Annotated in this window: 9 protein-coding genes and 1 pseudogene; 5 read left to right on the forward strand and 5 right to left on the reverse strand. The window is 68.3% G+C overall.

The annotated features are described in order from the left end of the window. Window positions 1–332: 332 nt before the first annotated feature. Window positions 333–1,373 (reverse strand): GlxA family transcriptional regulator, encoded by a 1,041-nt coding sequence (locus tag UN84_RS13465; protein WP_046078181.1) that lies wholly within the window; start codon window positions 1,371–1,373, stop codon window positions 333–335. A gap of 145 nt (window positions 1,374–1,518) precedes the next feature. On the opposite strand from UN84_RS13465, the gene UN84_RS13470 reads away from it, so the two are divergent. The 3 genes from UN84_RS13470 to UN84_RS13480 are packed head-to-tail and all read left to right on the forward strand — an operon-like array spanning window position 1,519 to window position 5,832. Beyond that, window positions 1,519–2,250, forward strand: a complete 732-nt coding sequence (locus UN84_RS13470; RefSeq protein ID WP_046078182.1) for an ABC transporter ATP-binding protein — start codon at window positions 1,519–1,521, stop codon at window positions 2,248–2,250. 14 nt (window positions 2,251–2,264) lie between these two features. Beyond that, on the forward strand, window positions 2,265–4,628 hold the full coding sequence (locus UN84_RS13475; protein WP_046078183.1) for an ABC transporter permease: 2,364 nt from the start codon (window positions 2,265–2,267) through the stop codon (window positions 4,626–4,628). 4 nt (window positions 4,629–4,632) lie between these two features. Further along, window positions 4,633–5,832, forward strand: coding sequence for an efflux RND transporter periplasmic adaptor subunit (locus UN84_RS13480; RefSeq protein WP_107181556.1), 1,200 nt, complete (start codon window positions 4,633–4,635; stop codon window positions 5,830–5,832). 112 nt (window positions 5,833–5,944) lie between these two features. Here the strand turns inward: UN84_RS13480 and UN84_RS13485 are convergent. Continuing rightward, window positions 5,945–6,103: pseudogene (locus tag UN84_RS13485) on the reverse strand (2Fe-2S iron-sulfur cluster-binding protein); the annotation flags it as partial. Between the two features lie 37 nt (window positions 6,104–6,140). Then, window positions 6,141–7,256: a hybrid-cluster NAD(P)-dependent oxidoreductase gene (locus UN84_RS13490; RefSeq protein ID WP_035597962.1), complete on the reverse strand. Its 1,116-nt coding sequence runs from the start codon at window positions 7,254–7,256 to the stop codon at window positions 6,141–6,143. A 345-nt stretch (window positions 7,257–7,601) separates the two neighbouring features. Here UN84_RS13490 and UN84_RS13495 point away from each other — a divergent pair, with 345 nt between their 5' ends. Further along, a complete protein-coding gene (locus tag UN84_RS13495; RefSeq protein WP_046078185.1) occupies window positions 7,602–8,888 on the forward strand; it encodes an aromatic ring-hydroxylating oxygenase subunit alpha in 1,287 nt (428 codons plus the stop codon). Window positions 8,889–9,053: 165 nt separating this feature from the next. Here UN84_RS13495 and UN84_RS13500 read toward each other — a convergent pair whose 3' ends face one another. Together UN84_RS13500 and fdhA are read right to left on the reverse strand one after the other, a co-directional pair. Further along, complete coding sequence (locus UN84_RS13500) at window positions 9,054–9,311, reverse strand: hypothetical protein (protein ID WP_046078186.1); 258 nt, start codon at window positions 9,309–9,311, stop codon at window positions 9,054–9,056. 189 nt (window positions 9,312–9,500) lie between these two features. Continuing rightward, window positions 9,501–10,694 (reverse strand): formaldehyde dehydrogenase, glutathione-independent, encoded by a 1,194-nt coding sequence (gene fdhA / locus UN84_RS13505; protein WP_046078187.1) that lies wholly within the window; start codon window positions 10,692–10,694, stop codon window positions 9,501–9,503. 243 nt (window positions 10,695–10,937) lie between these two features. Here fdhA and UN84_RS13510 point away from each other — a divergent pair, with 243 nt between their 5' ends. Beyond that, the gene (locus UN84_RS13510; RefSeq protein WP_046078188.1) at window positions 10,938–12,509 is read left to right on the forward strand and encodes a BCCT family transporter; all 1,572 of its coding nucleotides are present in this window, start codon (window positions 10,938–10,940) and stop codon (window positions 12,507–12,509) included. Window positions 12,510–12,531 lie beyond the last annotated feature (22 nt).

Consider the following 12,531-nt stretch of genomic DNA (forward strand, 5'->3'; position numbering starts at 1 on the left):
TCGAGGCATCCTGAAAACGACACCGCCGTCGTTGAACGAGACACCGGCCTCTCACGCGTTTCACCTTGGCCATATTGATAGCCAAGGCCGCCGCCCAAAGATTGAATGAATGCGACAAATTTACCGACAGATTCCCGCCATAATATTCAAGCACCTGATTTTAAATAGTTTAATTTAAAGACGGTTTTTGTATTTATCCCTGCCTGACGCGGAGTATCGATACCCTCACAGCGCCAGCGTTGAAGCCCCTTCGAGCGACTCCCACGCGATCGTCGCGCCGACGACATCGTCCCCGAAGATGAGCGCGCCCGGTCGAGACGCCATACGCCACCCTAGCCGCCCGCCCCCTCGCGGGAGGCGATATGCAGGAAGAACGGATCCACCGGCGTCTCGCCGCGCTGCGCGGCCTTGCGCATGGCGGTAGGCGTGTCGCCGAAGGCCTCGCGGAAGTGGCGCGAGAAATGGGCGGTGTCGGCGAAGCCGCAGCGCTCGCCGATCTCGGTGACGCTCTTGGCGGTGTAGTGCAGCATCCACAGGCCATAGCGCAGGCGCAGGTCACGAGCGAACTTCTGCGGCCCGATGCCCAGCTCCTCGCGGAACTTGCGCTCGATGTTGCGCCGCGACGACCCCACCCGCCGCGCCAGTTCGTCCACCGTGATCGCCTCGCCCAGGTGCTGCTCGATGATGGTGATGGCGCGGCGCACCAGCCGGTCGGCGACCTTGTCGAAGACCACCGGCTGGGGCTGGGGATGCTCCCCGCGGCGCGCCTCGTCGATCAGCATGATGTGCAGGCTCTTCATCGCCCAGGCCTTGCCCAGGTGGCGCTCGACCAGGTAGGCGGCCAGATCCGCCGAGGCGATGCCGCCGGCGCAGGTCAGCCGATCGCCATCGTCGATGAACAGCCGATCCGCCACCGGCTCGATATCGGGGAAGCGGCTCGTCAGGTCGCCGTGGTGGTACCAGCTCACGCAGCAGCGCCGGCCGTTCATCAGCTCGGCCTGAATCAGCGCGAAGACGCCGGTGCACACCCCGACCAGCGGCACGCCGGCCTCGGCCACGCGCTGCAGGTAGTGGAGCGCCGCCTCGTCCACCGCGTCGTGCTCGTCCTGAACCCCGCCGATGACCACGATGTAGTCGAAGTCGCGCGGATCGCGAAACGGCGAGCAGGGCGTGACGGCGGCGCCGCAGCTGGACATGGCGTCGTGCCCGCCGCTGGTCATGAACACCCAGTGGCAGCGCAGCTGGCGCGAGCGGTCGCCCTCGTCGGCGGCCAGACGCAGGCAGTCGACGAAGGCCGCGAAGGGCATCATGGTGAAACGCCGCAGCAGCACGAAGCCGACGGACAGGGGCTCGTTGTCGTGGGAATGACGCATGGGACGGGGGACTCTTCGCTCTCGCCGGATCGCCCCTAGTGTCCGGCACGGCGCGGCGCGGCGCAACGCGGGCCCGGCGCATCGGAGCCGGCTCGCTATACTCCCGGTAGAGGTCACGACGACCGGCCATGCAGGGAGCCCCGCAGTGCCGACGCCCTCACCCGCCTCTTCCCCGTCGACGGTGCTCGAGGCCCGCCATCTGACCCGCATCTTCCGCATGGGCACCGTCGAAGTGGCTGCGCTGCGCGGCGTCGACCTCGACCTCGCGGCCGGCGAGCTGGTGGTGCTGCTCGGCCCCTCGGGCAGCGGCAAGTCGACGCTGCTCAACCTGCTGGGCGGGCTGGATACCCCCACCGAGGGCGAGATCCGCTTCCACGGCGACCCGCTGACCGGCGCCAGCGAGCGCGCCTTCGACCGCTATCGCCGCGAGCACGTCGGCTTCGTGTTCCAGTTCTACAACCTGATCCCGAGCCTCACCGCCCGCGAGAACGTGGCGCTGGTCACCGAGATCGCCCGCGATCCGATGACGCCCGAGGAGGCGCTGGAGATGGTCCACCTCGGCCCGCGCCTCGACCATTTTCCCGCCCAGCTTTCCGGCGGCGAGCAGCAGCGGGTAGCGATCGCCCGGGCCATCGCCAAGCGCCCCGAGCTGCTGCTGTGCGACGAGCCCACCGGCGCCCTGGACCGCGATACCGGCATCGTGGTGCTCGAGGCGATCCTGCGCGTCAACCGCGAGCTCGGCACCACCACCGCGCTGATCACCCACAATGCGGTGATCGCCGACGTCGCCGACCGGGTACTGCACTTCGCCGACGGACAGATCGTCGACAGCCGCACCAATACCGCTCGGCGCTCGCCCGCCGAGCTGGTGTGGTGAGCCGGAGATGCACCGTGAGTAGCCTCGACCGCAAGCTGCTGCGCGAACTGTGGCGCCTGCGTGCCCAGGTGCTGGCCATCGCCCTGGTGATCGCCTCGGGCAACGCCCTGCTGATCATGGCGCTGACCACCATCGAGGCCCTCGAGGAGACCACGGTCGCCTACTACGAGCGCACGCGCTTCGGCGAGGTGTTCGCCGACGTCACCCGGGCGCCGGAATCGCTGAGCCGCGAGCTGGCCGAGATCCCCGGCGTGCAGCGCGTGTCGACGCGCATCATCGAGGGCGCGCTGCTTGACCTGCCGGACTTCGACGAGCCGGTGGTAGCGCAGCTGGTGTCACTGCCCGAGCGCGGCGTCGAGCCGATGAACGCCCTGACCCTGCGCAGCGGCCGCCGGGTCGCCCCCGACCGGCCGGACGAGGCGGTGATCGGCGAGGCCTTCGCCGAGGCGCACGGTCTGGTGCCGGGCGACCACTTCGACGCCGTGCTGCGCGGCCAGCGTCGCACCCTCGAGGTGGTCGGCATCGCGCTCAGCCCCGAGTACGTCTACGCCATCGCCCCCGGCGGGCTGATGCCCGACGACGCGCGCTTCGGCGTGCTGTGGATGGGCCGCGAGGCGCTGGCCGCCGCCTTCGACTTCGACGGCGCCTTCAACGCCGTCAGCCTGACGCTCATGCCCGGCGCCAGCACCCGCGAGGTGGTCGCGCGGCTCGATGCCCGGCTCGCCCGCTACGGCGGCACCGGCGCCTATCCTCGCGACGAACAGGTCTCGAACTGGTTCCTGCAGAACGAGATCGCCCAGCAGAAGAACATGGCACAGCTGCTGCCGAGCGTCTTCCTGGCGGTCTCGGCCTTCCTCACCCACCTGGTGATGGGCCGCATGATCGATACCGAGCGCCGCGAGATCGGCCTGCTCAAGGCCTTCGGCTACTCGCGGCTGGCCATCGCCTGGCACTACGTCAAGCTGGTGCTGGTGATCGGCGGGCTCGGTGTGGTCATCGGCGCCCTGCTCGGCGCCTGGCTGGGACACTGGAACACCCGGCTGTACGCCGAGTTCTATCGCTTCCCCTTCCTGCTCTACCGCCCCGGGCCGGAGAGCTTCCTGCTGGCCACGCTGGTCAGCCTGGGCGCGGCGCTGGCCGGCGCCCTGTGGGCGGTGCGCCGCGCCGCCGCCCTGCCCCCGGCCGAGGCCATGCTGCCGCCTTCGCCGCCGGTCTATCGGCGCAGCCGGCTGTCGCGCTCGGCGCTGGCCCGCCACCTGGACGAGCCCACGCGCATGATCGCCCGCCGCCTGCTGCGCTGGCCGCTGCGCGCGCTGCTGGCAAGCGCCGGCCTGGCCATGTCGGTGGCGGTGCTGGTGATGGCCCTGCAGTGGCTGGACGCCATCGACGCGCTGGTCAACAGCGTCCTCGTCGAGAGCCAGCACCAGGATGCCACCCTGGGCTTCCACGACCTGACCCCGCTCGGCGAGCTGGCCGGCGTCGAGCGGCTGCCCGGGGTACTGGCCGCCGAGCCGCTGCGCGGCGTGGCGGCACGCCTTCACCACGGCTCGCTCAGAGAGCGCGAGGCCATCGTCGGCCTGCCGCGCGACGGCGTGCTGAGCCCGGTCCACGACGCCCAGGGACGCCCTGTGGCGGTGCCGCCGGACGGCCTGCTGCTATCGCAACAGCTGGCCGGCATGCTGGAGGTGGAGATCGGCGACGTGCTCATCGTCGAGGTGCTCGAGGGCCGGCGCCCGCGGCTCGCGCTGCCGGTGGTACGGCTGTTCGACACCGACGTCGGCAAGCCCGCCTATATGGCGCTCGACGCGCTCAACCGCCGCATGGGCGACGGCCGGGTGATGCGCGGCGCCCGGATCGTCGTCGATCCGGCCCGCCGCGCCGAGCTGCTCGCCAGGCTCAAGACCCTGCCCGCCGTCAGCGGCGTGCAGTTCCGTCAGGCCGCCATCGACACCTTCCATGACACGCTCGGCCAGACCCTCTTCATCTTCGCCGGCTTCTTCATCGCCTTCGCCAGCGTGCTGTCGGTAGGGGTGACCTACAATACGATTCGCATCGCCCTGGCCGAGCGGGCCCGGGAACTCGCCACCCTGCGGGTGCTCGGCTTCAGCCGCTGGGAGATCTCCTACATCCTGCTCGGCGAGGCGGGGCTTCTCACCTGGCTGGCCATGCCGCTGGGCTGCCTGCTGGGCTTCGCCCTGGCCTGGTACCTGTCCAGCGCCTTCGCCACCGAACTGTTTCGGGTGCCGCTGGTGATCCACCCGGCCACCTACGCCTGGGCGGTACTGATCGCGCTGGCCTCCGCCGGCGTCTGCGCCGCGGTGGTGCGCCGTCGACTCGACCGCCTGGACCTGATCGCGGTGCTCAAGACCCGGGAGTGACGCCATGGACGTGAAGGGACGCCGAGGACTGCTGTGGGGAACGCTGCTGGCGCTGCTGGCCGTCGGCATCGGCGTCGCCCTGCGCCCGCAGCCGGTGCCGGTGGATCTCGCCATCGCCGAGGTCGCGCCGCTGCGCGTCACCGTCGACGAGGAAGGCATGACCCGGGTACGCGAGGTGTTCACCCTGGATGCGCCGGTGGCCGGGCGGCTGCGGCGCATCGACGTCGACGCCGGCGACCCGGTCGAGGCCGACCGCACGGTGCTGGCCACCATCGACACCGCCCCGCCCGCGCTGCTCGACGCGCGACGCCTGGCCGAGCAGCGCGCCGCCCTCGAGGCCGCGCGCTCGACCCGGGACCTGGCGGCCGCCGAGCGCGAGCGGGCGGCGGCGGACCTGGCCTTCGCCCGTCGCGAACTCGACCGGGCCCGACGCCTGGCCGAGGAACAGAGCCTGGCCCGCCGGGCCCTCGAGGACGCCGAACGGGCCTTCCGCGTGGCCAGCGCCGAGCTGACCCGCAGCGAGGCCGCGCTGGCGGTCCGCGAACACGAGCTGGAGCGGGCCGCCGTCCAGCTGCTATCGCCGCTGGAGCTCGAGGCCCGTCAGGCCAGCTGCGAGTGTGTGACCGTCACCTCGCCGACCCACGGCGTGGTGCTGCGCGTGCTGCGACGCAGCGCCGGCATCGTCGGCGCCGGCACCCCGCTGATGGAGATCGGCGATCCGGCCGACCTGGAAGTGGTGGTCGACCTGCTCTCCGAGGACGCGGTGCGCGTCTCGCCGGGTCAGGCGGCCATCCTCGGCGGCTGGGGCGGCCCCGAGCTGGCAGCCAGGGTGCGCCGCATCGAGCCGCTGGGCGTGACTCGCGTGTCGGCGCTGGGCATCGAGGAACAGCGAGTCGACGTGGTGCTCGACCTGAGCGACCCGCCGGCACGCTGGGAGCGCCTCGGCCACGACTATCGAGTCGACGTCGGCATCGTGCTGTTCGAGGGCGAGGTGCTGCAGGTGCCGCTCGGCGCGCTGTTCCGCGACGGCGACGACTGGGCGGTGTTCGTCGCCGATGACGGCGAGGCGCGGCGCCAGACGGTCACGATCGGCGCACGCAACGATCTGGCGGTGCAGATCCGCGACGGCCTGGAGGCGGGCCAGCGGGTGATCCGCTATCCCGGCGAGCGGGTCAGCGACGGCAGCGCCATCGTCGAGCGCTGAGGTCAAGCACGAGAGACCTCAAACGCAAGCGCCCCAGGCCATGGCCCGGGGCGCTTCGCGTCGAGAGACATTCGCGTAAGCGACATACGCCTCCACGACGTGCGCGTCTGCCTCAGTAATCCACGACCAGGTTGGTCTTGGGCGTGCTGCAGCAGGACAGGATGTAGCCCTCGGCGACGTCCTCGTCGGTGATGCCGCCGTTGTGCTCCATCTCGACCTCGCCCTCGGTCACGGCCACGCGGCAGGTGCCGTCAGGAAAGAGCCCCATGCCGCCATGCCGTTTCAGGCTTGAGCTCGAAATACCCGCCTCAGTAGTCCACAACCAGGTTGGTCTTGGGGGTGCTGCAGCAGGACAGGATGTAGCCCTCGGCGACGTCCTCGTCGGTGATGCCGCCGTTGTGCTCCATCTCGACCTCGCCCTCGGTCACGGCCACGCGGCAGGTGCCGCAGATGCCCATGCCGCAGGCCTTCGGGATATGCAGGCCCAGCTTGGCAGCGGCGGTGTGCACGGTCTCGGTGGGCTGGATGCGCACGCTCTTGCCGGTGCTGCTGAACTCGACGCTCAGCATGTCGGAGACGTCGAGCTCCTCGGCCTCGGCCTCGGCCTGCTCCACGTTCTCGATGACCTCCTCCTGGACGTCCACCGGCGTGGCGCCGAAGGCTTCCTCGTGGTAGCGGCTCATGTCGAAGCCGTTTTCCTGGAGCAGGCGCTTGACCGCGTTCATGTACGGGGTCGGACCACAGCAGAATATCTCGCGATCCATGAAGTCCGGCGCCATCAGCTCCAGCATCGCCTGGCTGAGGTAGCCGCGGAAACCGGCCCAGGCCTCGCCCAGCTCGTCGCTGCGCTCGCAGACGATGTGCAGCTTGAACTCGGGGATCCGCGAGAAGATATGCTCCAGCTCACGGTGGAAGATGATGTCCCGGGGCGTACGCGAACTGTGCACGAACTGCAGATCCACGGCGGCGTTGGTGTCGAACAGCCAGCGCACCATCGACATCAGCGGGGTGATGCCCACACCGCCGGAGAGCATCAGGTACTTCTCCGCCGGGTAGTCGATGATGTTGAACTTGCCGACCGGACCGTGCACGGCCAGCTCGTCGTTGACCTTGAGGTTGTCGTGCAGCCAGTTGGAGACCACGCCGCCCGGCATGCGCTTGACGGTGATCGAGAAGCTGTAGGGCACGGACGGTGAGCTGGAGATGGTGTAGGAGCGCATCACCTGCTCGCCGTCGATCTCCAGCTCCAGGGTCACGAACTGTCCCGGCTTGAAGAAGAACATCACCGGCTGCTCGGCCATGAAGCAGAAGGTGCGAGTATCCCAGGTCTCCTGGATCACCTTGACGCAACGCACCTGGTGGCGGCCGTTGGTCCAGGTCTGGGTGGTGACGGGATTGACGGGATTGAGAAAATTCATTGTCATGATTGTATCGCCTGGGGGTCGCCTGGGGCTGCAGCGTGAAGCTCGCGGTCCGACGGCGGAGACACCGCCTGCCGTTGGCAGAATTTTGCGCACCCCCGCGCGCCCCCACTTGTCTGTCAACGACATGGTCATGCCCATCACGTCCATCGGCAGGACATTTATCACACCCCCTGGTCGCTGTTGCATCGCCACGCGTCGTCAGTGGACAACTCCCCCTCCAGACGCTGTTTCAAACTCACCTCACCCGCCGCGGCCCCACCGGGGCGTGAATTCGCTAGACCTTGGCCCGCATTTCAACAATCCCGAGGCTGTCACAGCAGCCCAGCAATGAGGAAGCGTCCCACCATGGATTCACTGTCACCTGCCCGTCTGGATGACCCCCTGGCCCCGGCACGCGAGGCCACCGCCGAGATGCTGAAGGAGCGTCAGCACAACTACTCGCTGCCGCAGCCGTTCTACAACGACGAGCGGCTGTTCGCCCTCGACATGCAGGAAATCTTCGAGAAGGAGTGGCTGTTCGCGGGCATGACCTCCGAGATTCCGGCCAAGGGCAATTTCATGACCCTGGAGGTCGGTGACAACCCGGTGGTGATCGTGCGCGGCAACGACGGTGACGTGCACGCCTTCCACAACGTCTGCCGCCACCGCGGATCGCGCCTGTGCGTGACCGACAAGGGCAAGGTCGCCAAGCTGGTCTGCCCCTACCACCAGTGGACCTACGAGCTGGACGGCCGCCTGCTGTTCGCCGGCACCGAGATGGGCCAGGAGTTCAACCTCGCCGATCACGGCCTCAAGCCGGTTCACGTGCGCACCGGCGGCGGCTTCATCTTCGTCAGCCTGGCCGACGAGGCCCCGGAGATCGACGGTTTCCTCGAGACGCTGGACCACTACCTGGCGCCTTACGACATGGAAAACCTCAAGGTCGCCGTGGAATCCAGCATCGTCGAGCAGTGCAACTGGAAGCTGGTGCTCGAGAATAACCGCGAGTGCTACCACTGCAACGGCGCGCACCCGGAGCTGCTCAACTCCCTGCAGGAGTTCGACGACACCGACGACCCCCGCGCCACCCCTGCCTACAAGGAGCTGGTCGCGCGCAAGCAGGCCGACTGGGAAGCCCAGTGCGTGCCCTACAAGCTGACCCGTCTGGATCGTCGCAACCGCCTGACCCGCACCCCGCTGCTGGACGGCGCCGAGTCGATGACCATGGACGGCAAGCGCGCCTGCCAGAAGCTGATGGGCCAACTGCAGAGCGCCGACCTGGGCTCGCTGCGCATCCTGCACCTGCCGAACTCCTGGAACCACTTCATGGGCGACCATGCCCTCGTCTTCCGGGTCCTGCCGCTCGGCCCGCAGCGTACCGTGGTGACCACCAAGTGGCTGGTGCACAAGGACGCCGTGGAAGGCGTCGACTACGATCCGGAGCAGATGCGCAAGGTCTGGGACGCCACCAACGACCAGGACCGCCGCCTGGCCGAGGAAAACCAGCGCGGCATCAACTCCAAGAGCTACCAGCCGGGTCCGTACTCCGAGACCTACGAGTATGGCGTCATCGACTTCATCAACTGGTACAGCGAGCGCATGCTGGAGAACCTGGGCCACAGCCAGCCCGACCTGCAGCTCGCCAACGGCTGATCTCGCCTCCGGTCGAGCGCGCCATCGCAAGGACCCGCCTCGGCGGGTCCTTTTTTTATCGTCGCATCGAATGCCGTCGCGTCGGCCAGACACCAACGCGCCCCGCCCGGACATCCGGGCGGGGCGCGTGCGTTCGGCGACTCGAGAGTCCGGCGTCGAAGGCCCTCAGGCCGACTCACCCTCTCCGTTCGGCAGCTCCATCAGATGCTGCTCGATGGCCTCGCGCACCGCGGGCAGCATCACGTCGCTCTGGGCCATCAGCTCGCGGACCAGGGCCTCGAGCCCCGGCACGCCCACCTCGTTATGCTTGAGCCGCGCCAGATGGGCGCAGGTCTCGGGACTGGCATCCGCGGGGACATGAATGTCCAACGCCACCAGACGGTCGCGGAAATCATCCCCGTCGATCAGGTCGACGATCATCATGGTGGATTCCTCCTGTTCTTGATCTTCGGCTAGCCTCAAGATTGGCACCGCGCGACGTCGCCCGCAATGCCGGCGCTCCCCCAGGCGAAACCGCTCGCCACCGTTCACCCCCCCCCCTTCCAACGCATGACGGCGCCCCGAAGGGCGCCGTCATGAAGAGAGCCTGATGGCCTCTCATACCGCAACGTCTCAGGCCGCCACGCTGCCGTGCGGGTCCATGACGAATTTCTTGGCCGCCCCGCCATCGAAGTCGGCGTAGCCCTGCGGCGCCTCGTCCAGGCTGATCATCTGCACGTTGACCGCGTCGGCGATGTTGACCTTGCCGAACAGGATCGCCTGCATCAGCGGACGGTGATACTTCATCACCGGGCACTGGCCGGTGTGGAAGCTGTGCGACTTGGCCCAACCGAGGCCGAAGCGCATGCTCAGGCTGCCCTGCTGGGCGGCGGCGTCGGCAGAGCCCGGGTCCTCGGTCACGTACAGACCGGGGATGCCGATCTGGCCGCCGGCGCGGGTCACCGACATGGCGGAGTTCAGCACCGCGGCCGGCGCTTCCTGGCCGTGGTTGCAGCCGCAGGCGTGGGCCTCGAAGCCGACGCAGTCGACGAAGGCATCGACCTCGCGCTCGCCGAGAATGACCTCGATCTTGTCGGCCATGTCGCCGTCTTCGGTCAGGTCGATGGTCTCGCACCCGAAGCTGCGGGCCTGGGCCAGACGCTCCTCGATCATGTCGCCGACGATGACGCAGGCGGCACCCAGCAGCTGGGCGGAGACCGCGGCGGCCAGACCGACCGGACCGGCACCGGCGATGTAGACGGTGGAGCCCGGGCCGACGCCGGCGGTGACGCAGCCGTGGAAGCCGGTCGGGAAGATGTCGGAAAGCAGCGTCAGGTCCTTGATCTTCTCCATGGCCTGATCGGCGTCCGGGAACTTCAGCAGGTTGAAGTCGGCGTAGGGGACCATGACGTATTCGGTCTGGCCGCCGACCCAGCCGCCCATGTCGACATAGCCGTAGGCCGCGCCCGGGCGTGACGGGTTGACGTTCAGGCAGATCCCGGTCTGGCCGGACTTGCAGTTGCGGCAGCGGCCACAGGCGATGTTGAACGGCACCGAGACCATGTCGCCCGGGCTCAGGAATTCGACGTCGCGACCGCACTCGACCACGATGCCGGTGATCTCGTGACCCAGCACCAGGCCTTCCGGGGCGGTGGTACGACCGCGCACCATGTGCTGGTCGCTGCCACAGATGTTGGTGGTGACGACCTTGAGGATCACGCCGTGTTCGCACTTGCGATTGCCGAGGGCGAGTTCCGGGTAGGCGATGGACTCGACGGCGACCTCGCCCGGGCCCTTGTAGACGACTCCGCGGTTGTTTGAACTCATGTGGCTGGCTTCCTTCATGGTTTTTGTGGACTCACGGTACAAGACCGTCACCACGACCCTACCCCTCCTGCATGGCCGGAACGCTCCGCGAGCGGCCTCGCCATATCCATCCGCGACCCCCTTCGACCACATGCTGTCGACGCATAGCTGCAGGTCGCTTTCACGACACTCCTCGACCCGCCTCGGCGACAAGAATGATCGGCGCCGCCCGTGGCGGCACACAATAACAACCGAGGAATACGCATGACTCATGATGACGATCCTGTCCTGTCACCCGGACAGGACAACAAGCAGTTACTGGGGCTGGATTTCCACAATCCCGTCTTCCCCCTCTCCGCCCTGGCCATTCTCGGCTTCATTCTCTACGCCCTGGTCTACCCCGACGCCGCCAACACCCAGCTGGGCGCGGCGCGCGGCTTCGCCATCGAGCACTTCGACTGGCTGTTCATGATCGCCGGCAACGTGTTCGTGGTGCTGTGCCTGGCGCTGATCGTGCTGCCGCTGGGGCGGATTCGCCTGGGCGGGGCCGACGCCCGCCCCGATCACTCGCTGGTGTCCTGGTTCAGCATGCTGTTCGCCGCCGGCATGGGCATCGGCCTGATGTTCTGGAGCGTGGCCGAGCCGGTCGCCTACTACACCGACTGGTACGGCACGCCCCTCGACGTCGCCGCCCGGACCCCGGAGGGCGCGACCGCCGCCATGGGCGCCACCATGTTCCACTGGGGCCTGCACCCCTGGGCGATCTACGGCGTGGTCGGCCTGTCGCTGGCTTTCTTCGCCTACAACCGCGGCCTGCCACTGACCCTGCGCTCGGCCTTCACGCCGCTGCTGGGCGAACACACCCGCGGCTGGATCGGCCATCTGGTGGACATCCTGGCGGTACTGGCCACCATCTTCGGCCTGGCCACCTCGCTGGGCTTCGGCGCCTCCCAGGCCGCCGGCGGTCTCAACTACCTGTTCGACGTGCCCAATACCCTGGGCACCCAAATCGCCATCATCGTGGCGGTCACCGCCGTGGCACTGTTCTCCGTGTGGCGCGGCATCGACGGCGGGGTCAAGCTGTTTTCCAACATCAACATGGTGATCGCCCTGCTGCTGCTGCTGTTCGTGGTGATCACCGGCTCCACCATGCTGTTCGTCAACGGCCTGTGGGACACCAGCATGGCCTACCTGACTCACCTGGTACCGCTGTCCAACTGGGTCGGCCGCGAGGATGACACCTGGTTCCACGGCTGGACGGTGTTCTACTGGGCCTGGTGGATCTCCTGGTCGCCGTTCGTCGGCATGTTCATCGCCCGCGTCTCCCGCGGCCGCACCGTGCGCGAGTTCCTGATGGCGGTGCTGCTGGTCCCGACGCTGGTGACGATCGTGTGGATGAGCGCCTTCGGCGGCAACGCCCTGGCCCAGGCCGCCGGCGGCGTCGGTGCGCTGTCCGATGGCATCGGCGAGGTCTCGCTGGCAATGTTCCAGATGCTCGAGCACCTGCCGCTGACCACGCTGACCTCGACCATGGCCATCGTGCTGGTGCTGGTGTTCTTCATCACCTCCTCCGATTCGGGCTCGCTGGTGATCGACAACATCACCGCCGGCGGCAAGGTCGACGCCCCGCGCACCCAGCGGGTGTTCTGGGCCACCCTGGAAGGCGTGATCGCCGGCGTGCTGCTCTACGGCGGCGGTGACAAGGCCCTGGGCGCCCTCCAGGCCGGCGCCGTGGCCACCGGCCTGCCCTTCACCCTGGTGCTGCTGGTGATGGCCGTGGGGCTGGTCAAGAGCCTGCGCGAGGAACACGCCCTGGGCCTCGCCCGGACCGCCTGACCCCTCGCTGAACGACACCGAC

The organism is Halomonas sp. HG01 (genome assembly GCF_000968715.2).
Taxonomy (GTDB): domain Bacteria; phylum Pseudomonadota; class Gammaproteobacteria; order Pseudomonadales; family Halomonadaceae; genus Halomonas; species Halomonas halophila.

Bases quoted from the DNA above. Each gene is read 5' to 3' on its own strand.
- UN84_RS13465 (WP_046078181.1), bottom strand. From the start codon at position 1,373: ATGCGTCATTCCCACGACAACGAGCCCCTGTCCGTCGGCTTCGTGCTG.
- UN84_RS13480 (WP_107181556.1), top strand. From the start codon at position 4,633: ATGGACGTGAAGGGACGCCGAGGACTGCTGTGGGGAACGCTGCTGGCG.
- UN84_RS13490 (WP_035597962.1), bottom strand. From the start codon at position 7,256: ATGACAATGAATTTTCTCAATCCCGTCAATCCCGTCACCACCCAGACC.
- UN84_RS13495 (WP_046078185.1), top strand. From the start codon at position 7,602: ATGGATTCACTGTCACCTGCCCGTCTGGATGACCCCCTGGCCCCGGCA.
- UN84_RS13500 (WP_046078186.1), bottom strand. From the start codon at position 9,311: ATGATGATCGTCGACCTGATCGACGGGGATGATTTCCGCGACCGTCTG.
- fdhA (WP_046078187.1), bottom strand. From the start codon at position 10,694: ATGAGTTCAAACAACCGCGGAGTCGTCTACAAGGGCCCGGGCGAGGTC.
- UN84_RS13510 (WP_046078188.1), top strand. From the start codon at position 10,938: ATGACTCATGATGACGATCCTGTCCTGTCACCCGGACAGGACAACAAG.